Origin of the sequence: Caldimonas tepidiphila (assembly GCF_003569765.1) — a bacterium.
In the GTDB taxonomy this organism is placed as follows: domain Bacteria; phylum Pseudomonadota; class Gammaproteobacteria; order Burkholderiales; family Burkholderiaceae_C; genus Caldimonas; species Caldimonas tepidiphila.
The window spans coordinates 15,234-39,784 of sequence record NZ_QXMG01000016.1 but is presented as its reverse complement, the minus strand read 5'-3'; the positions used below and the strand labels follow the sequence as shown (position 1 = coordinate 39,784).

20 protein-coding genes are annotated in these 24,551 nt (G+C 72.5%); 7 read left to right on the top strand and 13 right to left on the bottom strand.

Features of this window, described 5'->3' with window-relative positions; genetic code table 11:
• Positions 1-104: 104 nt before the first annotated feature.
• Positions 105-707 carry an isochorismatase family protein gene (locus D3A59_RS12460; RefSeq protein ID WP_205665184.1) on the bottom strand — a complete coding sequence of 201 codons (603 nt, stop codon included), beginning with the start codon at positions 705-707 and terminating at the stop codon, positions 105-107.
• A gap of 42 nt (positions 708-749) precedes the next feature.
• Positions 750-2,519, bottom strand: a complete 1,770-nt coding sequence (locus tag D3A59_RS12455) for an RAD55 family ATPase (protein WP_157991515.1) — start codon at positions 2,517-2,519, stop codon at positions 750-752.
• A gap of 284 nt (positions 2,520-2,803) precedes the next feature.
• On the opposite strand from D3A59_RS12455, the gene D3A59_RS12450 reads away from it, so the two are divergent.
• The gene (locus D3A59_RS12450; protein WP_119155312.1) at positions 2,804-3,865 is read left to right on the top strand and encodes a cyclase family protein; all 1,062 of its coding nucleotides are present in this window, start codon (positions 2,804-2,806) and stop codon (positions 3,863-3,865) included.
• An 84-nt stretch (positions 3,866-3,949) separates the two neighbouring features.
• On the opposite strand, the gene D3A59_RS12445 is transcribed toward D3A59_RS12450, so the two are convergent.
• From D3A59_RS12445 to D3A59_RS12435, 3 genes are all read right to left on the bottom strand, one after another.
• Positions 3,950-6,187: an NADP-dependent isocitrate dehydrogenase gene (locus D3A59_RS12445; protein WP_119155259.1), complete on the bottom strand. Its 2,238-nt coding sequence runs from the start codon at positions 6,185-6,187 to the stop codon at positions 3,950-3,952.
• A gap of 309 nt (positions 6,188-6,496) precedes the next feature.
• A complete protein-coding gene (locus D3A59_RS12440) occupies positions 6,497-6,898 on the bottom strand; it encodes a PPC domain-containing DNA-binding protein (RefSeq protein WP_119155258.1) in 402 nt (133 codons plus the stop codon).
• Between the two features lie 31 nt (positions 6,899-6,929).
• On the bottom strand, positions 6,930-7,391 hold the full coding sequence (locus D3A59_RS12435) for a YbaK/EbsC family protein (protein ID WP_240636041.1): 462 nt from the start codon (positions 7,389-7,391) through the stop codon (positions 6,930-6,932).
• Positions 7,392-7,649: 258 nt separating this feature from the next.
• Between D3A59_RS12435 and D3A59_RS12430 the strand changes: the two genes are divergently transcribed.
• The 3 genes from D3A59_RS12430 (at position 7,650) to D3A59_RS12420 (ending at position 10,564) form a co-directional block, all read left to right on the top strand.
• Positions 7,650-7,838 (top strand): hypothetical protein, encoded by a 189-nt coding sequence (locus D3A59_RS12430; RefSeq protein ID WP_119155256.1) that lies wholly within the window; start codon positions 7,650-7,652, stop codon positions 7,836-7,838.
• 778 nt (positions 7,839-8,616) lie between these two features.
• A complete protein-coding gene (locus D3A59_RS12425) occupies positions 8,617-9,768 on the top strand; it encodes a DUF3182 family protein (protein WP_119155255.1) in 1,152 nt (383 codons plus the stop codon).
• Entirely contained in the window at positions 9,755-10,564 is an 810-nt protein-coding gene (locus D3A59_RS12420) for an alpha/beta hydrolase family protein (protein WP_119155254.1), read from the top strand. The genes D3A59_RS12425 and D3A59_RS12420 overlap by 14 nt, the downstream gene beginning before the upstream one ends.
• Before the next feature lie 52 nt (positions 10,565-10,616).
• On the opposite strand, the gene D3A59_RS12415 is transcribed toward D3A59_RS12420, so the two are convergent.
• Both D3A59_RS12415 and D3A59_RS12410 read right to left on the bottom strand, forming a co-directional pair.
• A complete protein-coding gene (locus tag D3A59_RS12415; protein WP_119155253.1) occupies positions 10,617-12,425 on the bottom strand; it encodes an NAD(P)/FAD-dependent oxidoreductase in 1,809 nt (602 codons plus the stop codon).
• 254 nt (positions 12,426-12,679) lie between these two features.
• Complete coding sequence (locus D3A59_RS12410; protein ID WP_119155252.1) at positions 12,680-14,647, bottom strand: sigma-54-dependent Fis family transcriptional regulator; 1,968 nt, start codon at positions 14,645-14,647, stop codon at positions 12,680-12,682.
• 339 nt (positions 14,648-14,986) lie between these two features.
• On the opposite strand from D3A59_RS12410, the gene D3A59_RS12405 reads away from it, so the two are divergent.
• Positions 14,987-15,562 (top strand): phasin family protein, encoded by a 576-nt coding sequence (locus tag D3A59_RS12405; RefSeq protein ID WP_157991514.1) that lies wholly within the window; start codon positions 14,987-14,989, stop codon positions 15,560-15,562.
• A 155-nt stretch (positions 15,563-15,717) separates the two neighbouring features.
• Here the strand turns inward: D3A59_RS12405 and D3A59_RS12400 are convergent, their stop codons facing one another.
• Positions 15,718-17,664, bottom strand: coding sequence for a Cache 3/Cache 2 fusion domain-containing protein (locus D3A59_RS12400; RefSeq protein WP_205665183.1), 1,947 nt, complete (start codon positions 17,662-17,664; stop codon positions 15,718-15,720).
• 516 nt (positions 17,665-18,180) lie between these two features.
• Between D3A59_RS12400 and D3A59_RS12395 the strand changes: the two genes are divergently transcribed.
• The gene (locus D3A59_RS12395) at positions 18,181-19,377 is read left to right on the top strand and encodes an ABC transporter substrate-binding protein (protein ID WP_240636040.1); all 1,197 of its coding nucleotides are present in this window, start codon (positions 18,181-18,183) and stop codon (positions 19,375-19,377) included.
• Between the two features lie 60 nt (positions 19,378-19,437).
• Here D3A59_RS12395 and D3A59_RS12390 read toward each other — a convergent pair whose 3' ends face one another.
• A complete protein-coding gene (locus D3A59_RS12390) occupies positions 19,438-20,940 on the bottom strand; it encodes an MFS transporter (protein WP_170162341.1) in 1,503 nt (500 codons plus the stop codon).
• Positions 20,941-21,139: 199 nt separating this feature from the next.
• Here D3A59_RS12390 and D3A59_RS25835 point away from each other — a divergent pair, with 199 nt between their 5' ends.
• Positions 21,140-21,559, top strand: coding sequence for a hypothetical protein (locus D3A59_RS25835; RefSeq protein WP_170162340.1), 420 nt, complete (start codon positions 21,140-21,142; stop codon positions 21,557-21,559).
• Between the two features lie 126 nt (positions 21,560-21,685).
• Here D3A59_RS25835 and D3A59_RS12385 read toward each other — a convergent pair whose 3' ends face one another.
• The 4 genes from D3A59_RS12385 to D3A59_RS12370 all read right to left on the bottom strand — a co-directional run bounded on the left by D3A59_RS12385 (position 21,686) and on the right by D3A59_RS12370 (position 24,462).
• Positions 21,686-22,786 (bottom strand): App1 family protein, encoded by a 1,101-nt coding sequence (locus tag D3A59_RS12385; protein WP_157991512.1) that lies wholly within the window; start codon positions 22,784-22,786, stop codon positions 21,686-21,688.
• A gap of 266 nt (positions 22,787-23,052) precedes the next feature.
• Positions 23,053-23,340: a VF530 family protein gene (locus tag D3A59_RS12380; RefSeq protein ID WP_419187255.1), complete on the bottom strand. Its 288-nt coding sequence runs from the start codon at positions 23,338-23,340 to the stop codon at positions 23,053-23,055.
• Positions 23,341-23,449: 109 nt separating this feature from the next.
• Complete coding sequence (gene msrB / locus D3A59_RS12375) at positions 23,450-23,869, bottom strand: peptide-methionine (R)-S-oxide reductase MsrB (protein ID WP_119155247.1); 420 nt, start codon at positions 23,867-23,869, stop codon at positions 23,450-23,452.
• A gap of 80 nt (positions 23,870-23,949) precedes the next feature.
• On the bottom strand, positions 23,950-24,462 hold the full coding sequence (locus D3A59_RS12370) for an MOSC domain-containing protein (protein ID WP_205665182.1): 513 nt from the start codon (positions 24,460-24,462) through the stop codon (positions 23,950-23,952).
• Between the last annotated feature and the right edge of the window lie 89 nt (positions 24,463-24,551).

Genomic DNA, 24,551 nt, shown 5'->3' with positions numbered 1-24,551 from the left:
TCAGGCCGTCCGGCTGCCCGGCCTGAGCCAAGGCGCGCTGGACAGGGGCGGTCGTCGCGGATGCAAGCAGGGCATGGCCGGCCTTTCCGGACTGCCCGCCGCAATCAGCGGATGAACTCCCTGAGCACGCTGCGGAAGGTGTCGGTGCAGGCGCGCTCCATCCACTCGAAGGCGACCATCTCGCGCGAGACGATGTCGGCGCCGTGGCGACGCATGCGCTCGAGCGCGAGCTCCTTGTCGCGCGGGCGGCGCGAGCCCACCGCCTCGTCCACGACGAAGACCTCGCGACCGGCGGCCAGCAGGTCCAGCACCGTCTGCTGTACGCACACGTGCGCCTCGGTGCCGCAGACGATCCACTGCCGCCGCTCTCCGCCCGGCGCCTCCAGCAGCCGGCCCTCGGTGAGCGCGGAGAAGCATTCCTTCTCGACCAGCTCCTGCGGCGCAAGCAGCTCACGCACCGCCGGAGCCGTTGCGCCCAGCCCCTTCGGGTACTGCTCGGTAGCCAGGCGCGGCACCTGCAGCCGCGCCGCCACGCCGAGCAGCCAGCGGACATGCTCCACCACCGCCGCGCCCTCGTGGATCGCCGGCAGCAGTGCCTGCTGCACGTCCACCACCAGCAGCACGGATTCCCCTGCACGCATGCGCATCGTCGTCTCCTTGGTTTTCTGCCTCTCGAGCCGATGGCACTGGCGGGTGAGTCGCATCATGACGCCCCCTCCTGTGCGATCACTGCCCCTGTCGAACAAGCCTCAGCCGCCCTCGTATCCCGCCCGCTGCGACGGGGACGCGTCGGCATGGCGTCGGAACACTGCCGACGCCGCCTCGGTCGCAGCCCCGTCGCCCGCCGGCGCCGCCTCCGTGCCCGACCCCGGCGCCTCCTCCAGCAGGTGGAACGCGCGCCAATGGTCGAGCGCCACCTCGCCGATGCGCCCCCTGTGGCTCAGCAACTGCAGTCGTACGCGGGCCGGGCCGGCGCCGTCGGCGCAGGGAGCATCCTGCAGCGCCGGCATGCGCGCCTGCAACGCCAGCACGCCGTCGGCGGCGCGCAGCAGCGCCTGGGCGTCGGGGTCGGCCGCCAGCTCGGCCTCCTGCTGCAGCGGCCGGCTCAGCGCACACAGCGCGATCACCGCCGCGCCGGTGCCGCGGGCCAGGTCCTTGCAGGCGGCGGCCCGCGCCGCGGCGCGGCCGAGCGCGTCCGCGGTCGCGGCGCTCGCGGGCAGCCCGGCCGCCAGCGGCAGCGGGTCGATCACCACCAGCGGCGTGCGGCCCGGCAGCGCCGCCGCGGCAGCACGCACCCAGGCCGCGATGTCGGCGAGCCCGGTGGCCGGTCCCGCCTCCCAGATCTCCAGGTTGCGCCCTTCGCGGGCCAGGTAGGCGTCGAGCGCGGCCGCGGCGCGCCCGGCCTCGTCCTCCGTGAGCGCGCCCGCCTCGATGCGGCAGGCCTCCAGGCACAGGCGGCGCGCGAGGGCGGCCTGGACGAGCTGCCCGCGCGCCATCTCGTAGCCCGCGTACAGCGCCGGATGCCCGTTCGCCGCCGCGTGCTCGAGCCAGGACGCGGCGAGCGTGGTCTTGCCGGACTTCGGCGGCGCCAGCAGCGCGTACAGCCGCCCACCGCGGAAGCCGCCGTGCAGCAGGCGCGACAGCGCCGGGAAAGGCGTGTCCACCGCCGCCGCCGCGGTCCCGGCCAGCGCGCGGAACAGCTCGGCGCGCCGAGCGGCCAGCGCACCCGGCAGGCCGCCCGGCGCCGGGCCGCCGGCCGGGACAGGCACCGGCGGCGCGGCCGTCGTCGGTGCCGGCGCGGCAGGTGCACGCGCCGCCGCACCGGCGGCGGCCTGCACCGGGGCTGCCGGGACCGGGTCGCCCAGGCGCTCGCGCAGCGCCTGCACCGCCTGAGCGAAGGCGCCCGGCGCGACGGGCTGCAGCCTGGCCAGCAGCTCCGCCTGCTTGTCCAGGTTCGGCGGGACGTCGATGCCGGCCTCCTCGGTGAAGGACGGCGCCAGGCCCGGCGCGACGAACACCGACCACAGCCCGGTGGCGGGATGCAGCGCGGGCGGCAGCGTCGGCCCGGCCCGGCCGGGCCCTGCCGCCTGTCCCGGAGCGGGCCACAGGCTCAGCGCCGGCAGGCCCTTCAGGTAGGCCGCCCGCAGCAGGCCGAGGAACTCGCCGACCTCGGTGGCCGGCAGCGGCTGCGCCAGCGGCAGCCACAGGTCGAAGCCCTCGTGGCCGTTGACCGAGAAGGCGGGCTCGGGCAGCCCCAGCTCCTCCATCAGCGCCTTGCCGAGCTGCAGCATCGCGCTGCAGTGCGCCGCGCCCTGGCCCTGCGGCACGCCGTGGAAGCCCACCACCATCAGCCGCGTGCGGCCCTGTGGGTCGATCCAGGGCAGCCCGGCGGCCTCGCGGCCGGCGAGCTGCCCCTGCAGCGCGGCATCGACGGCCCCGGCGTCGGGGAGCGCGGTCTCGGGATGCAGGGCGCCGGGCAGCAGGAACAGCCGGCGCAACTCGGAAATCAGTCTTTGCATGCGGATCGGACAAGGAGTCGTCGGGCGCGACTTGCGCCCAGGGAATCAGGCCGATTGTCGCCAAGCGCGGGCGGAATGGACGTGCTGCGCAGCACATGGCCAGCCTTTCGAAAACAAGTACTGCAATGCAGAATCATTTAGGGAAACACCGGACCTCCCTGCGCTGCCTTTCGCACTCATGATGCAAGGAACGTGTCCAAGCCACCGGGCAGCACGGATCGCCACCGTGTTCCGCCATGCAGCCCACCTCATTCAACGACGCCCCGCATCACGAGCCGAACCGCATGAACGATCCTCAAGCCCCCCGCTGGCTTCACCGTCCCCCCGGTTCGACCTGGGGCGATTTCGGACCCGACGACCAGTGCGGGCGGCTGAACCTGATCGAGCCCGAGCAGGTGCGCCTGGGGGTGGCCGAGGTGCGCGAGGGACGGACCTTCTGCCTGAGCCTGCCGCTGGACCTGCCCGGCGGCAACGTGCTCAACCCGCGCCGCCACCCGCCGCTGCTGCGGCCCACGCTGAGGAGTGACGGGCCCAACATGAACTACCGCCTGGCGGCCCAGGACCCCTCGCACACTGACGTGATCTGCGACGACCTGGCGGTGCTGCACCTGCAGTACTCCACCCAGTGGGACGGCCTGGCGCACGTGGGGCAGCTGTTCGACGCCGATGGCGACGGCGTGCCCGAGCCGCGCTACTACAACGGCTTCCGGCCCGACCTGGACGTGCGCGGCCCGCTGCTCGCCTCGGACGCCGGCGTGCCCGCGCGCGGCGATGCGCGCTCGACCTCGAAGGCGCTGGCGCTGGGCATCGAGCGCATGGCCGAGCGCTGCGTGCAGGGCCGGGGAGTGATGATCGACCTGCACGCGCACTGCGGCGACGCGCGCGAGCGGGTGGGCTACGAGCGGCTGATGCGCGTGCTGGACGCCGACCGCGTGACGGTGGAGCGCGGCGACATGGTGTGCCTGCACACCGGCTTCGCGCAGCGGCTGCTGGAGATGGGGGGACGGCCCGAGGCCGAGGTGCTGGAGCACAGCTGCGCGGTGCTCGACGGCCGCGACGAGCGGCTGCTGCAATGGATCACGGACAGCGGCCTGGCGGTGCTGGTGGCCGACAACTACGCGGTGGAGGCCTTTCCCGCGCAGCCGGGACGGGGCGCGTGCGCGGTGCTGCCGCTGCACGAGCACTGCCTGTTCAGGCTCGGCGTGCACCTGGGCGAGCTGTGGCACCTGACGCCGCTGGCGCGCTGGCTGCGCGCGCAGGGGCGCAGCCGCTTCCTGCTCACCGCGCCGCCCTTGCGCCTGCCGGGCGCGGTGGGCTCGCCCGTCACGCCGGTGGCGACGGTCTGAAGGAAAAAGGGGCGACGCCAGGCGTCGCCCCCGCGAGGGAGGGCCGCATGCGCATGCGCCTGCAGCCCGCTGCCCCCCGTGCCGTCAGGCGTGCGCCGCTTCCAGCACGGCGTTGAAGGTGGCGCTGGGACGCATCACCGCGCTGAGCTTCTTCGGGTCGGGCAGGTAGTAGCCGCCGATGTCCACCGGCTTGCCCTGCACCGCGGCCAGCTCCTCGACGATGCGGGCCTCGTTCTCGGTCAGCGCCTTGGCCAGCGGCGCGAAGTGCGCGGCCAGCTCGGCATCGTCGGCCTGCGCCGCCAGCTCCTGCGCCCAGTACATCGCCAGGTAGAACTGGCTGCCGCGGTTGTCGAGCTGGCCGGTCCTGGGCGACGGGCCCTTGTTGTTGTCGAGCAGCTTGCCGGTCGCGGCGTCGAGCGTGCGCGCGAGGATCTTGGCCTTCTCGCTGCCTTCCTTGATGCCCAGCTCCTCCAGGCTCACCGCCAGAGCCAGGAACTCGCCCAGCGAGTCCCAGCGCAGGTGGTTCTCCTCGACCAGCTGCTGCACGTGCTTCGGCGCCGAGCCGCCCGCGCCGGTCTCGTACATGCCGCCGCCGTTCATCAGCGGCACGATCGACAGCATCTTGGCGCTGGTGCCGAGCTCCATGATCGGGAACAGGTCGGTCAGGTAGTCGCGCAGGATGTTGCCGGTGACGGAGATCGTGTCCAGGCCGCGGATGACGCGCTCGAGCGTGTAGCGCATCGCGCGCACCTGGCTCATGACCTGGATGTCCAGGCCGCTGGTGTCGTGGTCCTTGAGGTAGGCGTTGACCTTCTTGATCAGCTCGGCCTCGTGCGGACGGTAGGGGTCGAGCCAGAACACCGCGGGCATGCCGGAGTTGCGCGCGCGCGTGACGGCGAGCTTGACCCAGTCGCGGATCGGCGCGTCCTTGACCTGGCACATGCGCCAGATGTCGCCGGCCTCGACGTTCTGCGACAGCAGCACTTCGCCGGTGTCGAGGTCGGTGATGTTGGCGACGCCGGCCTCGGGCACCTCGAAGGTCTTGTCGTGCGAGCCGTACTCCTCGGCCTGCTGGGCCATCAGGCCGACGTTCGGCACGGTGCCCATCGTGCGCGGATCGAAGTTGCCGTTGGTCTTGCAGAAGTTGATCATCTCCTGGTAGATGCGGGCGAAGGTCGACTCCGGCATCACGCACTTGCTGTCGTACTGCTTGCCGTCGGCGCCCCACATCTTGCCGCCCGCACGGATCATGGCCGGCATGGAGGCATCGACGATCACGTCGTTGGGCGAGTGGAAGTTGGTGATGCCCTTGGCGGAGTCCACCATCGCCAGCGGCGGGCGGTGCTCCTGGCAGGCGTGCAGGTCGCGGATGATCTCGTCGCGCTTCGATTCGGGCAGGGTCTTGATCTTCTCGTAGAGGTTGACCATGCCGTTGTTGACGTTGATGCCCAGCTCGTCGAACAGCTTGCCGTGCTTCTCGAAGGCTTCCTTGTAGTAGATCTTGACGCAGTGGCCGAAGACGATGGGGTGGGACACCTTCATCATCGTCGCCTTCACGTGCAGCGAGAACAGGATGCCGGCCTCGCGGCAGTCCTCGAGCTGCTTCTCGTAGAACTCGAGCAGCGCCTTCTTGCTCATGAACATCGAGTCGATGATCTCGCCGTCCTGCAGCGCGACCTTCGGCTTGAGCACGATGGTCTTGCCGCTCTGGGTCAGCAGCTCCATCTTGACGTTGCGCGCGCGGTCGAGCGTCATCGACTTCTCGCCGTGGTAGAAGTCCCCGTGGGTCATGTGCGCCACGTGGGTCTGCGACCAGGGCTTCCACTCGCCCATCGAGTGCGGGTGCTTGCGCGCGTAGTTCTTGACGGCCAGCGGGGCGCGGCGGTCGGAGTTGCCCTCGCGCAGCACCGGGTTCACCGCGGAGCCCAGGCACTTGCCGTAGCGGGCCTTGATGGCCTTCTCTTCGTCGGTGCCGGGGTTCTCCGGGTAGTCGGGCACCTGGTAGCCCTTGGACTGCAGCTCCTTGATGCAGGCCGTCAGCTGCGCCACGGACGCGCTGATGTTGGGCAGCTTGATGATGTTGGCGTCCGGCTCCAGCGTCTTCTTGCCCAGCTCGGCCAGCGTGTTGGGCACCTTCTGGCGGTCGCTCAGGTAATCGGGGAACTCGGCCAGCACGCGGGCGGCCACGGAGATGTCGCTCTCCACGATGTCGATCCCCGCCGGCGCAGCGAAGGTGCGGATGATGGGCAGGAAGGAATACGTCGCCAGCAGCGGCGCTTCGTCGGTCAGGGTGTAGTTGATGCGGGGGATCTCAACAGCCATGGTGTCGTGCTTGCTCTCAGGGGGTTGCACAAAAGGGGAAGGCGCGAGTTTCCCACGACAAGGGGGTTGAAGCGATGGAGCCATGTCGAGCACCCCTGCCTCCCTGCCCCTCGCGACCCGCGCCGCCCCAGTGCGGCCGCCTGAGTTCCAGGGGCGCCGACCTGGGAATCACGGCAGACGCCAGGCCCTGACGAGGAGGACGAAGGCAGCGGGATCGGCTCACTTGCGGGCCGAAAACGACAGGCGGCCCACCTCGCCCGCCGCGGCACCGGGGAGATCGGCATCGGGAGCTGCGCCGCGCCGCCCGGCTCAGTCCGGCGCGCGCCGCACCACCAGCTCCGCGTAGCCCGTCGCGGGATCGGCCTCCCGCGTGAAACGCCAGTGCGGCAGCAGCGCCAGCAGCACCTCGGCCGTGGTGCGCACGATGCAGCCGGGGGCAACGTGCCCGCCGAGGACGCGGCCGGCGGCATCGGCGACGCTCATGTGCAGGTGGGAACCGCCAGGCGAGACGCTGCCCGAAAGCGTCAGGATCTCGACGTCGCCGTCGAGTGCCAGCGGCTGCGCCGCGCCGGCAAGGCGCAGCCGCGTGCGGCCCAGGCTGCCGATGCCGCCGAGCACGAAGGCCGCGCCGCAGCCGCAATCGGCCACCGCCGCCTCGAGCGCGGCGCGCAGGTCCTCGCCGGGCGACAGCCGCAGCGGCAGCGCTTCCATCGCGGCCGCCCCGTCGCCGGCCGGGGCCCGCTCAGGCGAGCACGACATCGGCCACCGGCGCCCCGGTCAGCTGCTGCAGCTGCGCGGGCGTGACGCGGAACACGCCGTTCGGGTGGCCCGCCGCCGCCCAGATCTCGTCGAAGCGGAACAGCTCGCGGTCGATCAGCGTGAACAGCGTGCGCCCCGGCGGCGTGGCATGGCCGAGCGGCGCGACGCCGCCGATCGCGAAGCCGGTGCCGGCCTTCACGAACCCGGCATCCGCGCGGCGCAGCGCGCCGGCCTGCGCCGCGACCTTGTGCTCGTCGACGCGCCGGTCGCCCGAGGTGACCACCAGCACCACCGCGTCGTCCTCGGCGCGACGGAACACGATGCTCTTGGCGATCTGCCCGAGCGCCACGCCGAGCGCGTCGGCGGCCTCCTGCGCGGTGCGCGCGGCCACGTCGAGCCACAGCGGCGCGTGCGGGTGGCCGAGCCCGGCCAGCGCGGCGCTCACGCGGCGGAAGCCCTCGGGGCGGTCTTGGGTGATGGCGTCGTCGTCGGTCTACATCATCGGAGTCGTCAGGTTCTGCGCATGGCGGGCGTCCCCGGGAAACGGGACGTGCCGGCGATTTTCGCCGCGTCCGGCGAACCCGGCGGAACAGGGGCCTCGTCCGGCGGGACGGTCGCCGCCTGTCCCGCCCCCCGCCTCCGGTCCCACCCTTAGCGCATCCAGGGGATGTCAGCGCGCCGCGCGACGCACTAAAACGTCGGAATGCTGATCCTCTTCATCGCCATCTACTGCGTCGCGGCAACCCTGCTGGCCATCGGCCTGCTGCGGGGCGGCTCCTGCCTGCGCAACGAGACCGGCACCGTGCCGGACGGGGAATGCTGCGCGATCTGCCGGCACGACCGGCTCGCCGCGGTGCCCCCCGCACGCGCGCTGCTGCCGCTCGGGCGCTGAGCCGCGCCTCCGACGCGCCACGCCGGGCAAGGCGCCCGCGCGTGATCGCGCCCGCTCGCCCCCTCCCCCCTTGCCTCCTTCCGGGCCTGCGTGTCGCGCGGGCTGCCGGGTCTTCGCCCCGGCCCTTCTCCTAGTTTCCCCCGACTCCCCAGCTGCTTCGGGGGTGCGTAAGATTGGAGAAAGGATTAGAAAAGGAGGCATGACCCTCCTCATCCTCCTCTTCGCCGCGGTGGCCTTCCCGGCCGGTATCACCCTGTGGGCCATGAAGCACGAGGCCGCCGAGACCGACGAGTAGTCCCTCGCGGGACATCCCGGGCCGACGGCAGCGGTGCTGCGCCGTCCGCCCGCTCGAGCATTAGCACTTCACCGGGAGCCCGGCCATGATGATCCTTCTCGGCTTCGTCTGCGCGGCAATCGCCGCCTTCGCCCTGGAGGTCGCCACGCGCGGCCTGGGCCCCGCCAGGCCGGACGAGGAGCGCCGCGAGCGCTGAGGGCGCGTCCGGCGAGCGCCGCTTTCCCCGACCCGACCGGGATCCCGCACCACCTGCCCGAGGGCGTCGCCTACGCCGGGTTGCAGAGCGCCGCTGCCCGGCGGCACGCCGAATGCCGTGGAGGCCTTCATGGCTGAACACCGGGAGGCGGGCCGCCCGGCGTACGGCGGGCCCTGTCGGGGCCATGCCGGTGCCTGCGGGCCCGGGCCCGGCCGCCCGGTCCGAGGGCGGCGCAGGAGGAGGCCGGATCGCCCGCGGCGCGGGGCCGGCCCCGGGGAGAGAGGATCATGGGTGCAGGACCGCGGAGCGATCCGCAGCGCGCCGGCGCGGCGGCGCACGGCGTGCTCGTCTATCACGCATGCCGCGCGAGCCGTTGCCCGCGCAGCCACGAGGGCGTGACGCAGCGCAAGCTCGCTCAGGCCCTCGCCGGCATCGCCGGGCTCGACTGGGGCGGCGACTTCGACCCGGACACCCGCTACCCCGGCCCGGTGTATTTCGTGCTCAGCGACACCCTTTGTTCACTGGACGAGGCGCGGCGCCTCGGCATCCACGGCGAGCAGGACCTGTTCGGCGGCGTGGTGCCCCATGCCTTCGTCGCGACCAAGGTCATCACCCACCCGCTGCTCGACGCCGCATCGGCGGCACCCGAGGGCTGGTCGCCCGGCTTCGCCGAGCGCGTGCGCGATGTCGTGCTGCCCGGCTGCTCGGTCTTCGCGCTGCGCGACGCCGAGGCCGCGGCGGCGCGGCTGCTGGCCGAGGGGGGCGTGCGGCTGAAGAGGGCGAGCGGCATCGGCGGCTCGGGGCAGGCGGTGATCACGGACCCGTCGGAGATCGCCTCGCACCTCGGGCCGGACGCCGACGCGGAGCTGGCGCGCGACGGCCTCGTGCTGGAGTGCAACCTCGCCGAGGTCGAGACCTACAGCGTCGGCCAGGTGCGGGTCGGCGACTTGCTGGCGAGCTATGTCGGAACGCAATGCTCGACGCACAACAACCGCGGCGAGGAGGTCTACGGCGGCTCGCGGCTGAGCGTGGCGCGCGGCGACTTCGAGGCGCTGCTGCGGCTCGACCTGCCGCCCGAGGTGCGCTCCGCGGTCGCGCAGGCCCGCCGCTACCACGAGGCGGCGCTGGCCGCCTTCCCCGGCATGTTCGCGTCGCGCTGCAACTACGACGTGGTGCGGGGCGTTGACCACGCGGGCCGGCCGCGCTCGGGCGTGCTGGAGCAGTCCTGGCGCATCGGCGGCGCGAGCGGCGCGGAGGTCGCGGCGCTCGCGGCCTTCCGCGGCGACCCGGGGCTCGACGTGGTCCGCGCCTCGACCACCGAGGTCTACGGCGCCGCGCCGCAGGTGCCGCCCGACGCGCTCGTCTACTTCAGCGGCGAGGACGAGCGGGTCGGTCCGATCACCAAGTACTCGCGACTGGAGTCCCATGGCCACCCGTGACGAAACGATCGACATCGAGGTCGGCGGCGAGCAGATCGCCGGCACCCTCGTCTCCCCCGCCACCCGGCTGCCGGGCGTGCTGTTCGTGCACGGCTGGGGCGGCAGCCAGGAGCAGTACCTGGCGCGCGCGCGCGAGATCGCCGCGCTCGGCTGCATCTGCCTGACCTTCGACCTGCGCGGCCACGGCGACACCGACGCGCAGCAGGCGAGCGTCTCGCGCGAGAACAACCTGCGCGACGTGCTGACGGCCTACGACACGCTGGCCCGCCAGCCGCAGGTCGACCCGGGCGCGATCGCGGTGATCGGCAGCAGCTACGGCGGCTACCTCGGCGCGATCCTCACGACGATGCGGCCGGTGAAGTGGCTGGCGCTGCGCGTGCCGGCGCTCTACATCGACAGCGGCTGGGAGGTGCCGAAGCTGCAGCTGCACAAGGACCAGGACCTGAAGAGCTACCGGCGCCACTTCGTCGACGCGAGCGACAACCGCGCGCTGCGCGCCTGCGCGGCCTTCCGCGGCGACGTGCTGCTGGTCGAGTCGGAGTGCGACACGGTGATCCCGCCGCCCGTGATCGCGAGCTACCGCGAGGCCTGCATCGCGGCGCACTCGCTGACCTACCGCGTCATCGAGGGCGCCGACCACGGCCTGTCCGACGAGGCGAGCCAGCGCGCCTACACCGCGCTGCTGGTCAACTGGATGACGGAGATGGTGTTCGGCGCGCGCTCGGGCAACGTTGCGCCGGTGGTGCCGGCGGCCTCGGGCCGCACGATGCCCGAGGCGCCGCCGAAGCCGGGCTGAAGGCGCCCGGCCCGGCCCGTCCCGCGGCCCCCGGCCGGGAGCCGTCCCCGCGTCAGCGCAGGTGGTGCACCGGCGCCTGCCCGTAGACCGGCGTCGGCAGGCCCTCCATGCGCGCCTTGAGTTGCAGCGCGAGGTAGAGCGAGTAGTGGCGCGACTGGTGCAGGTTGCCGCCGTGGAACCACATCTGCGGCTGCTGCGTCGGCTTCCACATGTTGCGCAGCTCGCCCTCCCAGGGGCCGGGGTCCTTGGTCGTCGCGGAGCCGAGGCCCCAGCACTTGCCGACGCGATCTGCCACCTCGGGCGACACGAGGTCCGCGACCCAGGCGTTCATCGAGCCGTAGCCGGTGGCGTAGACGATCAGGTCCGCGGGCAGCTCGCTGCCGTCGGTCAGCGTCACCGAGGTCGGGTTGACGCGCTCGATCGTCACGCCGCTTCTCAGCTTCACCCGGCCGTCCGCCACCAGCTCGGAGGCGCCCACGTCGATGTAGTAGCCCGAGCCGCGGCGCAGGTACTTCATGAACAGGCCCGAGCCGTCCTCGCCGAAGTCGAGCAGGAATCCCGCCTTCTCCAGCCGCGCGTAGAAGTCGGCGTTGCGCCGCTTCATCTCGTCGTACACCGGGATGTGGACGGCGGGCATGATCCGGTAGGGGATCGACGCGAAGATCAGGTCGGCCTTCTCCGTGCTGATGCCCCGCTCGAGCGCCTGCTCGGAGTACAGGCCGCCGAGCGCCAGCTCCATCAGCGAGTCCGACGGCGCGATGTGCGTGGACGAGCGCTGGATCATCGTCACGTCGGCGCCGTGCTCCCACAGGTCGGCGCAGATGTCGTGCGCCGAGTTGTTCGAGCCGAGCACGACGCAGCGCCTGCCCTTGTACGCCTCGCCGCCGGGGTGCTTGCTGGAGTGGTGCTGCTGGCCCTGGAAGTCCTCCATGCCGGGGATCCTCGGCACGTTCGGGTAGCCCGAGACGCCGAGCGCGAAGACGAGCTGCTTCGGGCGCAGCACCACCGTCTCGCCGGCGCGCTCGACCGTCACCTCCCACTCCTGCCGCTCCTCGTCGAAGCGGGCCTTCTGCGCGGTGGTGGAGCTCCAGTAGTTCAGCTCCATCACCTTGGTGTACATCTCCAGCCAGTCGCCGACCTTGTCCTTCGGCGCGAACACCGGCCAGTCGTCCGGGAAGGGCAGGTAGGGCAGGTGGTCGTACCAGACCGGGTCGTGCAGGCACAGCGACTTGTAGCGCTTGCGCCAGGAGTCGCCGGGGCGCTCGTTCTTCTCGACGATGATCGTCGGCACCCCCAGGCGCCGCAGCCGCGCCCCGAGCCCGATGCCGCCCTGCCCGCCGCCGATGATCAGCACGTAGGGCTGCTCGGTGTAGCCGAGCGTCGCCTCCTCCTCGCGGCGCCGCTCGAGCCAGCTCCTGCGGCCGCCCGGCTGCACGCCGTGCTCGGCGCCGGCGATGCGCCGCCGGCCCTTCCTCTCCTCGAAGCCCTTGAGCTCCATCATCGCCGTCAGCAGCGTCCAGCAGCGCCCGTCGCGCAGCCGCGCCAGGCCCCGGCCGCGCGCCACCGCGGTCTCGAAGGTGAACCAGGCCTCGACCACGCCGTCGGTCTCGCTGGCCTCGCCCTCGAGCCGCCATGCCGAGGGCTGCGTGTCGGCGAGCCGGGCCTCCAGCATCGCGCGGATCGCGTCCTTGCCTTCCTGCGTCGCGATGTTCCAGGTGAAGCTCACCAGGTCGCGCCAGTAGCACTCGTCGTAGAACAGCTCCAGGGCCGCGTCGATGTCGCGCCGCTGCAGCGCGGCGTCCAGCGAGGCCAGCCAGTCGGCGGCCAGGCGGGTCGGGGTGGGCGTCGGGATCTCGTTCATGCGCTTGTCTCCTTCGTCGGTGGGATGCCGCCCCTGCGACGGGCGCGGCGCGCAGGACTTATCAAGGCCCGTGCCAGACGCGCATGCCCTTGCCCGCGGCACCGCCCGGCGCACGCAAGCTCTTGTCTTCAAAGGATTTTCCTGCCGGCGCCGGGCCGCGGCCGCCGCGCCGCCGGCGTTCGCCGGCCGTCACGTCGCGACAGCTGTCACGCCGTGCGGCTGTGACACCCGTCACAGCCGCAGCGGCCCCCGTCTCAGCCGAGGCGCGGGTCGTCCTGCCGGTTCGGCGATTCGATGCCCCAGCGCTTCATGCGCCGGTACAGCGTCATGCGCGACAGGCCCAGCCGCCGCGCCGCCTCGGTGACGTTCCAGCCCGCGGCGCGCAGCTCGCGCAGCAGGCCGGCGGCCTCCTCGTTCGCGTCCCCGGCGGGCAGCGGCGAGGCGGCCGGCCGCGTGCCGCCCGGCAGCGGCAGCGCGCCGAGCGCGTCGGGCAGGTCCTCGGCTTCGATGCGGCCGTCGTTGCAGACGCTGCGCGCGTAGTCGAGCACGTTGCGCAGCTCGCGCAGGTTGCCGGGCCAGCGGTGCGCGAGCAGCCGCTCGCGCGCCTGTGCGCCCAGCTGCGGCACCGGCTGGCCGGCCTCGCGCGCGCCGAGCGCGAGCAGCCGCTCGATCGTGTCGCCGAGGTCGCGCCGCTCGCGCAGCGGCGGCAGCGTGAAGTGCGCGCCGCAGAGCCGGTAGTAGAGGTCGTCGCGGAAGCGGCCCTCGCGCACCAGCGCGACGAGGTCGCAGTGCGTGGCCGCGATGACGCGGATGTCCACCGGCACCGGGCGGCTGCCGCCGACCGGCAGCACCTCGCGCTCGGCCAGCACGCGCAGCAGCCGCGCCTGCAGCGGCCGCGGCATGTCGCCGATCTCGTCGAGGAAGAGCGTGCCGCCGTCGGCCTCCTGGATCAGCCCCCGCTTGCCGCGCGAGCCGGCACCGGTGAAGCTGCCGGGCAGGTGGCCGAACAGCTCGCTCTCGATCAGCGTCTCGGGGATCGCGGCGCAGTTGACCGCGACGAAGGGCCGCTGGCGCCGGCCGCTGCTCGCGTGCACCGCCTTCGCGAAGAACTCCTTGCCGGACCCGGTCTCGCCGGTGACGAGCAGGCTGATCGGCGAATCGACGAGCCGCGCCGCGCGCTCGATCTGGCGGTCGAGCACCGGATCGCCGCCGGACAGCGCCGCGAGCGGCGCGGGCAGCGGCGGCCGCTCGCGCACCGCGCGCGCCGGGCTCGTCGCCCGCAGCGGCGGCGGCGTGGCCGACAGGAACAGCAGCCGGCCGCTGCCGGCGAGCGTCACCGCACGCTGCTCGCTCGGCCGGGCCTGCACGAAGCGCCCGAGCTCGCCGACGGGGAGGTCGAACAGCGCCTCGAGCGGCCGCCCGAGCGGCGCGAGGCCGCTCGCGTCCTGCAGCAGGCGCTGCGCCCGGCGGTTGTGCCCGATCACGCGCCCCGACGCATCGAGCGCGATCAGGTATTCCGGATCGACGTCGAGGAACTGCGGCGCGCCCGACAGCCGCAGCACCCAGTCCTCGCGGAAGCGGTGCAGGAAGCCCGCGTTCTCGATGTGCCCGGCATAGATCTTCACCAGCTGCAGCGCGAGGTGCTGGCTCGCCTTCGGCTCCGGCGCGCTCAGCGCCGAGATGTCGAGCACCGCGGTGAGCCGCCCGAGCGGGTCGAACACCGGCGCGGTGGTGCAGGTGAGCGGGATGTGCGTCGCGTCGAAATGGTCGTCGAGGTGCACCGTCAGCGCCTCGCCGGTCGTGATGCAGGTGCCGACGCCGCAGGTGCCCGCGTGCTCCTCGCTCCAGTCGGCGCCGAGATAGAGCCCGGCGCGGCGAAGCGTGCGGTCGAGCTGCAGGTCGCCGAGGAAGTCGACCGTGACGCCGCGCGCATCGGTCAGCAGCACCACGTAGCCCATGCCGGCCACCTGCTGGTAGAGCGCCTCGAGCCCGTGGCGCGCGATGTGCAGGAAGGCCTCCATCTGGTCCTGGTGCTCGCGCAGCCGCCCGGAGGGCAGGATCACCGCCTCCTGCATGCGCGTCGGGTCGAGCCGGTGCTCGTGCACGCAGCGCCGCCACGAGTCGCGGATCACGGCGTCGCGGCGCCGGTCCGCCTGGGCCCGCGGCCCGGCGGCCGCCACCTCCATCACCGCGGCAATGTGCTCGCGCTGGCGTGTCTGCATCGCTTGTCTCCGGTCCTCGTTCTTGTCTTCGGCTTCCCTTGGAAGCCGCATCAAGATCGCGGGCTTCTTGCGCGATGTCAAGGATATGCCTGCCCCGCCCTGGAGCCGGGAAAACCATCGGCACGCCGCTTGCTGCAATGCAGCATGTGCCGCCGCATCCCGAGCGGCATTGCCGGACAGCCCGTCTCTCCCTGCTCTGGAAGCCCCGCCGCGGAAGGCTGTAGTTTTCGCTCCTCCTCCGCATGGCAGTGCATTTCCTGCAAGGCGCGTCGTCCGGAAGGTTCTACCCCTCCTCCGTGGCCGAAAGGCCACCATCGCGACCCCGAAAGGAAGATCGACATGGCTTACGCACCCGAACGCCTCGTGAACGCCCAGCGCGCACTGTTCGAGACCTCGCAGAACCTGGGACTCAAGAGCATCGAGGGCGCCGCCCGACTGTTCGAGCTGAACGTCCAGACCATGAGCAGCATGCTCGGCAGCGGCGGCGACCGGATGGCGGGCATGGCCGGCGGCGACGGCGCCAGCGCCATGCAGGCCGGCACCAGCCTGATGCAGGCCGACGGCAAGGCCCTCGCCTCCTACACCCGGCAGGTGATGGAGATCGTGTCCAGCACGAACGGCGAGATCGCCCGCCTGATTCAGCAACAGGCGGCGAGCCTGCAGTCGCTCGCCAGCGAGATGATGAACGCGACGATGAACGCCGCGCCCGGCACGAACGACGCGCTGCAGTCGATGATGCGCGCCCCCTTCGGTGCGATGCAGCGCGGCTTCGAGCAGGCCAACGGCGCCGCGACCCGCGCCGGCAACTCGGTCGCCCAGGCGGCCGACACGACCACCCAGGCCGCGGCGCAGGCCACCGCGCAGACGGCGGACGCCGCGATGCGCAGCGGCCGGCGCATGCAGACCAACGACTGAAGCGTCGGTGCGAAGCCCTCTGCCGAGGGCCTGCGCGGCATCGGCGCGTGGATCGGCAAGCCCCGGGGAAGCGGTTCGCGGCCATCCCGTGCCACCGGCACGAGCGCCTGCTGCGCATTCACCGGCGCAGCGAGATCCCCGGCAGCCTGCCGCGCCTACCGCGCCAGCCGGAAGGTGGTCACCACGTCCACGAGCCGGCGGGCCTGCTCGCCGAGGCTGCCGGCCGCTGCCGCCGCCTCCTCCACCAGCGCGGCGTTCTGCTGCGTCACCCGGTCGAGCTGGCCGACCGCCTGGTTGACCTGCAGCACGCCGTCGCTCTGCTCGGTGGCCGCGGCGCTGATCTCGCCGATCATGTCCGAGACGCGCCGCACGCTCGCGACGATCTCGCCCATCGTCGCACCGGCCTCCTGCACCTGCCGCGTGCCCGACTCGACCCGCTCGACCGAGGCGCCGATCAGCGTCTTGATCTCGCGCGCGGCCTGCGCGCTGCGCTGCGCGAGCGTGCGCACCTCGCCGGCCACCACCGCGAAGCCGCGGCCCTGCTCGCCGGCGCGCGCGGCCTCCACCGCCGCATTGAGCGCGAGGATGTTGGTCTGGAAGGCGATGCCGTCGATCACGCCGATGATCTCGGCGATCTTGCGCGACGCGACGTTGATCTCGTCCATCGTCGCCACCACCTGGCCGACCGCGTCGCCGCCGCGCACCGCAACGCCGGACGCCGACGCTGCCAGCTCGCGCGCCTGGCGGGCCGCGTCGGCCGACTGGCGCATCGCGCCGCTCAGCTGCTCCATCGAGGCGGCCGTCTGCTGCAGGCTGGATGCCGCCTGCTCGGTGCGCGCGGACAGGTCCTGGTTGCCCGAGGCGATCTCGCCCGAGGCGGTGCGGATGCTGTCGCTCGCGGACTGCACGGTGCCCAGCTTCGCCAGCAGGTCCTGCCGCATGCGCTCGATCGTGCGCGTGATCGCGCCGATCTCGTCCCGGCGCCCGGTGTCCAGCGCCTGCGTCAGGTCGCCCCGGCCGATGCGCGCCACCTGCTCGCCGAGCTCGCCCAGCGGCTGCAGCATCCGGCGCAGGAACAGCACCAGCCCGAGGGTCAGCGCGGACGCGCCGGCCACGATGAACGCCGCCAGCCAGGCCACCTGCCGGCGCAGGCTGCCCATCGCCTCGGACTCGGGCACCTCGGCGACCACCAGCCAGCCGGCACTGCCGCTGCGCACCACGTGCGCCGAGCGCGCTCCCTCGGCACCGGGCTGCAGCACGGCCGGCGCCGCCTCGAGGTGCCGGCCCTCGCCCGCGGCGAGCCGCTGCACCCACGCCTCGGCCCCCGAGGGCAGCAGCTCGGCCAGCTTCCTGCCGCTCGCGCTCGGATGGAAGACCAGCATCGCGTCGGCCGGCTGCGCGCGCGCATCGACCACGTAGAGCCCGCCGGTGTCGAACACGCGGGTCGTGGCGACCACCTCGGCCAGCTCGGCCTGCTGCCGGGAGATGTCCAGCCCGATGTAGAACACGCCCACCACGCGGCCGGCCGCGTCGCGCACCGGCTCGTAGACGGTCATGAAGGGGCGGCCGAAGAGCACCGCGCGGCCGACGAACTTGCGGCCCGCGCGCAGCTCCGCGTAGGCCGGGTGGCGACGGTCGAGCGTGGTGCCGACCGCGCGCTCGCCGTTCTCCTTCTTCACCGAGGTCGCGATGCGGCGGAAGTCCTCGCCCTGCACCATGAACACCGTCGCGTTGCCGCCGGGGAAGTCCCGCGCGAAGCGGTCCACCTCGGTGGTGCTGTCGTTGAGGACCGTGCCGTCGCTGCCCAGCCGGCCGCCGGCCTCGTCGGCGAGCTCGAGCGTTGCCGCGAACTGGCGGCGGAACAGGCCGTAGGCCTGCTCGGCCGTCATGCGCATCGTGTCGTCGAACACGTCGGCGGTGCGGGCGATCGCCTCGGCCTTGCTCGCCGCGTAGCGCGCCGCGCTCTCCTGGTGCCCGGACTTCGCCGAGGCGTAGAACAAGGCCAGGATCAGCACCGTCGTCAGGGCGATGGCGCCGGCGCACGCCCAGCCCAGCGTCCATGCCAGGGATCGGAATCGGAAAACTGCGGTGGTATCGGTCATAGATAAGCGGACTGCAGGCGACGCGCAAGCACGCGTCGCGGGAAAAGGAGTCCCGGGGAGCACCGCCCGCATCGACTGCGGCATCCGTTCCGGGGCAGGCGGAAGCGTTCGTCCCCGGGGCCCTGCCATATGCGGGTTATCGGCCGGATCCCTGAGTTCTTGAGCGCGCGCCTGCCCTCGCCGGGGCGCGCCACCCCGACGAGCCGGGACTGCGACCGGGGCACGCCGCTGCCCCGGTCCGCGAGCCTCCGCCTCATTCACCTCCCGCGGGTTTTCCCGAAGGCCAATTCATTCAATCCCCCGCATCGCCTTCAAACTGCTTGATCGGCATCAAATCAAACCCTCCAATCATTTCCTGAGGGTATTCCCGGGCATCCGCTTTGATGTAAGCCAACAAAAAGCGAGTACTCCTAGCATCCGTTTCGCCCCCATATCAAAAGAACCCGCGGGCATTTACCGGACCGAGGACCTGCATTCCCCTGTGCCGGGCCGTGCCACCCCACCACCCCCCGAACCATGAATATCTCTCCTGCTTCCGAAGCATTCCCCCGCGACGCCGTTCAATCTCCGGGATCGGCGGAGACGGGCCGCCGGCGCTTCCTGCTCGGCGCCACCGCGCTCGCCGCGGGACTCGGCGCGCCGGCCCTCGTGCGTGCCGCCGGAGCGACGCTGCGCCTCGGGCAGTCGACCGACCTGACAGGACCGCTGAGCGAGCTCGGGCAGGCGCTGCACCACGGCGCACGCGCCTGCTTCGCCGAGGTCAACGCCCGCGGCGGCGTCCACGGCCAGCAGATCGTGCTGGAGACGCTCGACGACGCCTACGACGTCAAGCGCGGCATCGAGAACGCGCGCCGCCTGCTGGCGGACCCCGATATCTTCGGCCTCTTCAATTGCTTCGGAACGCCGATGGTGGAGGCGACGCTGCCGATGATCCGCGGCACCGACGTGCCCTATTTCGCCCCGCTGTCGGGCGCGCTGCTCGCCCGCCCGCGCGACATGCGCAACGTCCTGAACGTGCGCGCGAGCTATGCCGACGAGACCGAGAAACTGGTGAATCACCTGACCCCGATCGGCTACAAGCGGGTCGCGGTCGCCTACCAGAACAATTCCTTCGGCAAGGAGGTGCTCGAGTCCACGCGCCTGGCGCTGAAGAAGCGCGGCCTCGACCTCGCGGTGGCGGCGCCGGTGGAGAGTTCCGGCGAGGATGCCGGCATGGCGGCGCAGAAGATCTCGGGCGCCAACCCGGACGTCGTGATGCTGGGGCTGGCCGGCAAGCCCACCGCCGCCTTCATCCGCAACATGCGCCAGCTGCGCCGCGGCATCCCGCTCTACGCGCTGTCGGTGATGGGCTCGAGCGCGACGCTCAAGGAGCTCGGCAACGAAGGGGTGGGCGTGACCGTCGCGCAGGTGATGCCGCTGCCGACCAAGGCGACGATGCCGATCGTGCGCGAGTACGCGCAGGCCTGGCGTGCCGCGAAGGTCGCGCTGCCGCTGTCGCACAGCGGGCTGGAGGGCTACGTCAACGCGCGCGCCTTCGTCGAGATCCTGCGCCGCGCCGGCCCCAAGCCCACGCGCACCGCCTTCCTGAACGCGGCCTGGAACCTGAGGACCGACCTCGGCGGCTTCGACGTCGGCTTCTCCGACCCCGGCAGCAGCGCCAGCCGCTTCGTCGAGCTGACGATGATCACCGGCGACGGCAACTTCATCGCCTGAGCCCGGCCCCCGCCGCCGCATCGTCGCGAAGGCGGCGCGGCGGCGGCCCTCACGCCGCCGTCAGGGGCGCGAGGCGCGGCCGTTGCCCACGCGGCCGAACAGCCCCCGGCGTTCCGCCAGGCGCTCGAACGGGAACAGGCTGCCGAGCGCGCCGCCGATCGACGAGATCTGGTTGCTGAGCGAGCGCATCGCCTCGAAGGCGAACTCCTGCATCACCACCCGCTCGCTGATCTCGTGCCCCTCGCGCACGCGCGACAGCGCGTGCATCACGTACAGGCCGAGCAGCGTCGAGAGCAGGAACAGGAACTCCCAGTGCGCGAAGGCGAACACGCGGACCTCCTCGCTCTGCCCGGGCGAGGCCCAGCGCACCACCGCCGACAGCTCGCTCGCCTGGAAGCCCTGCGCAATGAAGCCGGCCGCGATCGGCGCGATGCCGCCCGCCACCGCCGACACGAAGCCGATCGCCGCGAGGTAGGACGTGCCGTGCCCCTGCGGCGCGAGCTTCAGCCCGATGTTGCCGGTGGCCAGCGCGATGCCCCCGGTGGCCGCGCCCATCACCACGTGCAGACCGTACAGCAGCGCGAGGCGCAGGCCCGGATCGTCGGCGCTGCGGGTGAACACCAGCGCCAGCGTCGAGAAGAAGTACACCGGCAGCGCCACCGCGAGGATGGCCTTGTTCGACAGCCGGTCGGACAGCCGCCCCCACAGGTACAGCGTCAGCGCGTTGGTCAGCTGGCTCGTCACCCACAGCGTCGTGACGGTGCCCAGCCCGTAGCCGAGCTGGCGCATCAGGTAGACGGTCAGGAAGGGCGCGGCGATGTTGGAGGCGATGTTCCAGGCCCCCAGGAAGACCAGCAGCTGGCGGAAGTTCGTGTCGCCGAAGGGCACGCGCAGCTTCGACACCAGTGTGCCCGGCGGCCCGGCGTTCTTCATCTGCGGCTCGGGCGCGCGCACGATGTAGCCGCAACTGACCAGGCCCATGATCGCCGCCCCGGCGAACACGATCGCGTAGGCGTGGAGCGGGTTTTCGAAGGGCAGGTTGTCGACAAGCTGGCCGGCCACGAGCGTTCCGGCGCAGGCGAGCACGGTGCCCCACAGCAGCCGCTTCGAGAAGAAGTCGCCCAGCCCCTCCTGCGGGATCAGCTGGTGCAGCCAGGAGTTGATCGCGCAGCCCCCGACCGCGCCGAGCGCCGAGATCAGGAACTGCAGCAGCACCAGCATCGGCAGCGCGCCGCGCATCTCCGGCAGGAAGGGAATCAGCACGATCGCGAACAGCAGCACCCGCGCCGCGGTGAGCGCCAGCACCCCGATCTTGCGCCGCTGCCGCAGCCGCTCGATCAGCACGATGGCGGGGAGCTGCGCGGCCTGCGCGATGAAGGGCAAGGCCGCGAGCAGGCCGATCAGCTGCGGGTCGGCGCCGAGCGCGAGCGCGAAGGCAGCCAGCACCACGCCTCCCGAGAGCGCCCCCGAGGCGCTGCCCCAGGCGGCGTCGAGCACGAGGGCGCGCTTGCCGGCAGCGAGATCGGAGTCGGTGACAACGGGATCGGGTCGTAATCGCAGCATCGAGTGGGCAATCTTCAGGAAAAAGGATGCCGACCTGGGGCAAACCCTGTGCCCTGTGCGCCGCGACGCGGTCACCAACGCTTGCAAGCGCCGTCCCCGGCCGAGCGGCCCACCCTCTTGCGGCGCAGGCACCCGGGTTGCCGGGTCACCCGGGTGCACTTTCTTCCGTGCATCCCGCAGTCCAACAGAGGAGATCGACATGGCACATCCCGACCCGAAGCGCAACGGCGCAGAAGACGGCCAGCGCGAGCACGCCGGCCAGACCCGCGAATACACCGACGCCGGGCTGAAGACCCACTCGCAGGGCGCGACCGGGTCCGGCCCGACCCCCATCGAGGACCCGAAGGACCGCCCGAAGGCCTCCGATCTGCACGGCGGCGACACGCGCACCAACGACCTCGAGCCGCCCCAGGGCCTGGTGTCCCCGGTCGAGCGCTCCGACCGCGACGGCCCGCTGCGCGGCGACCTCGACCGCGAGTCCGGCGCGGGCGCCGCGGGCGGCCGTGACGCGAGCGGCGGCAGCGCCCGCGGCGCGGGTGCCTTCGGACGCGGCAACGGCAACGCCGGCGGCGGCCCCCGCACCACCGGCGGACACCCGAACGAGCCGAGCGGCCGCTGAGCGACCGAACGGCCACGGCGCGGCCGTCTTCCGGCGCAGGCCGGGGACGGCTTTTTTCCCTGGCGGGAGGAATTGCCGGGGACGGGAGCGATGGCCGGGGCGGCAGGGCCGGGCGCGGGTTCCGCGTCAGGCCTGCGCGCGCGTCTCGGCGCGCACTTCGGTCAGGCGCGCCGGATCGATCAGCCCCTCCGCGGCGGCATGCGCGGCCGCGAACTCGCTGTCCGGCACCAGCACGAGCTGTGCGCCGCTCTCGCTCACCTCGCCGATCAGCCGATCGAGCGCCGCGAGGCGCGCCGCGTCCGGGGCGACCTGACGGATGTAGATCGCGCGCACGCGCTGCGGGTAGCGGTGCACCACCTCGCGGTAGATCTCCGGGTCCTGCTCGCCGCTGTCGCCGATCAGCACGAAGGGCAGCGAGGGATGGATCTCCAGGATGCGCTCGATGCTCGCGAGCTTGTGGGTGTGGTGGTCGCGCAGCGCGAACAGCGTGTGGTCGCCGAAGTCCTTCAACAGCAGCGGCCCGGTCGGGATGCGCTGCAGATCCAGGAACTCGAGCAGCGGCGGGTAGAGGTTCCACGGGCTGCTGGAGACGTAGAAGATCGGGTTGCACTCGTTGCCGCCGGCGCCGGCCTGCAAGGCACGGTACAGCGCGCCGACGCCGGCCAGCGGCCGACGCGTGTGCGGGTTGCCGCGCGCCACCGTCAGCAGCATCTTCAGCCGTCGCGACGCATGGGTCCAGACGACGGTGTCGTCGATGTCGCTGATGATGCCGAAGCGAGCCGTCGCAGGCGGCACCCGCACCTGCGCGACGCCATGCGCCTCGGGCTGCTCGAGCCGCAGCGCGACCTGCTGCCAGGGGCCGGGCGGCAGCGGCGAGGCCGGCTCGATCTCGGCATGGAAGTAGCCCTCCTCGTCGGCGACGACCTGCTGCTCGGTGCCGCCGAAGGCGACCGTCATGCGCGCGCCCGGCATCTCGTGCGAGGCCATCTGGCGGTAGAAGCGCAGCAGGTTGCGCAGCCCGGTGTCCCCTGGGAGCGCCGGCAGCATCGGCCGGCCGCGCAGCACGCGGCCGCTGACAAGCAGGCGCTGCGGCGTACCGAAGCCGATGTAGGGAACGATGAAGGCGCTCCGATGCGAGGGCCGCAGCAGGGCGAGCCGCGCTTGCGCACGGTCGTGCAGCGCGTCGGCTCGGGCGAACAGGTTCGGGAGGGTGACACGCCAGTCCATCGTTCCTTTCGCTTGCGTCATGCAGCGCTGGCGCAGTGCCGGCGCTGCCGCATTCGAGGCATTTGCCGTGCCGAGGCTGCGCGGCTCGGGGCGCCTGCCTGCAGGGGGCCGGGCCGGGTGGCGGCTCTCCACTGCCGGAGTGCCGGACGTGGCGCGTGGACCCGGGGGCGCGGGCGGGTGCGCAGCTCGCGTGCGGCGCTCACGTCCTTGCAGGTCCGATCGTGTGGAGCAGGAGGTGCGGGCAGCCGGGCGGCCCACGCCCGGCCTCAGTCGCGCAGGCGGCGCGCCCGCTCGCGCAGCATGAAGAGGTAAAGACTTTCCACCTTCTCGCGTGCCCAGGGCGTGCGGCGCAGGAACCTCAGGCTCGAACTGATGCTCGGGTCATGGGTGAAGCAGCGGATCGGGATGCGTTCGCCAAGCCCGGACCAGCCGAAATGTGCGACGAGCTCGGCGAGCATGGCCTCGAGGGTGAGGCCGTGCAGCGGATTGCGAGGCTGAGGAGTGTTCATGCCGCCATCATGACCGCAGCGGCGCTGCACCCGGCGCCGCGACATGGAGCTGCCCGGTGCAGCAGCGGAAGCCACCCCCGCTCAGCCGCGGTTTCCGACGGCGCCGGCCGGGGCCCGCGCCTGCGGCTCGCCGCCACCGCCCCGGCCGCAACGCTCAGGCCTCGACCAGGCGCACCGGCTCGCCTTCGGCCAGGTGGCGCACCGCGACGGAGTTGATGCAGTAGCGCAGGCCGGTCGGCGGCGGCCCGTCGGGGAAGACGTGGCCGAGGTGGCTGTCGCAGCGGCCGCAGCGCACCTCGGTGCGCACCATGCCGTAGGAGCGGTCCTCCACCTCGGTCAGCGCCTCGCCGGACACGGGGCGGGTGAAGGAGGGCCAGCCGGTGCCGGACTCGAACTTCTCGCCGGACGGGAACAGCGGGTTGCCACACGCCGCGCAGACGTAGGTGCCCGGCTCGGAGGTGCCCAGGAAGCAGCCGCTCCAAGGCGCCTCGGTACCGTGCTGGCGCAGCACGCGGTACTCCTCGGCGGTCAGCCGCCGCCGCCATTCGTCCTCGCTCAATCTCAGCTTGTCCATCGTTTCCTTCTCCTGCGGGCACGCGGCCCGCGAAACCGTCGACCGGGGCAAGGTGTCCCCGCTCGCCCCATTGTCGTGCGTCAAGCCGGCGGCTGCGCGGCGTCGGCAAGGCGCAGCGCGTCTCCGACCCGCACCGTCCCGCCGCGCAGCACCCGGGCGGTGATGCCGCCATGCCCGCGAACGGCGTTGTAGCCACCGGGGCCCAGCGTCTCCTCCATGCGCGAGCAGGGGTGGCATTCACCGCTGTACTCGAGCAGCGCGCCGCCGAGCTCGAAGCGCCGGCCCTTGAGCGCCAGCAGGTTGACGCCGGTGGTCACGACGTTGCGCCGCAGCAGCGCCGGGTCGAGCCGCTCGAGGCCGAGGTAGGCTGCGATCGCGGCAAGGTGCTCGGCGGCGACCAGCGTGACCTGGCGGGCGCCCTCGCTGCGCGTACGGTAGCGGTCGCCCTCCAGGCCCTGCCCGGCCACCGCGAGAGCCTCCTCGACCGGGTGCACCGGCTCCCGGCGCGCCGGTCGCAGCCCGATCCACGCCACGCGGCCCGGTCGCATCGGCGCGGCGAACAGCGCCGCGAGCGCGGAGCCGGCCGCAGGCATCGGCGCACTCATCCCGCAAGGGGCCGCGCGGGCCCCCGTCGTCCCGCAGGCCGGCGACGCCCTCTTCCGCACTGCCGCCGGCCCTGCCC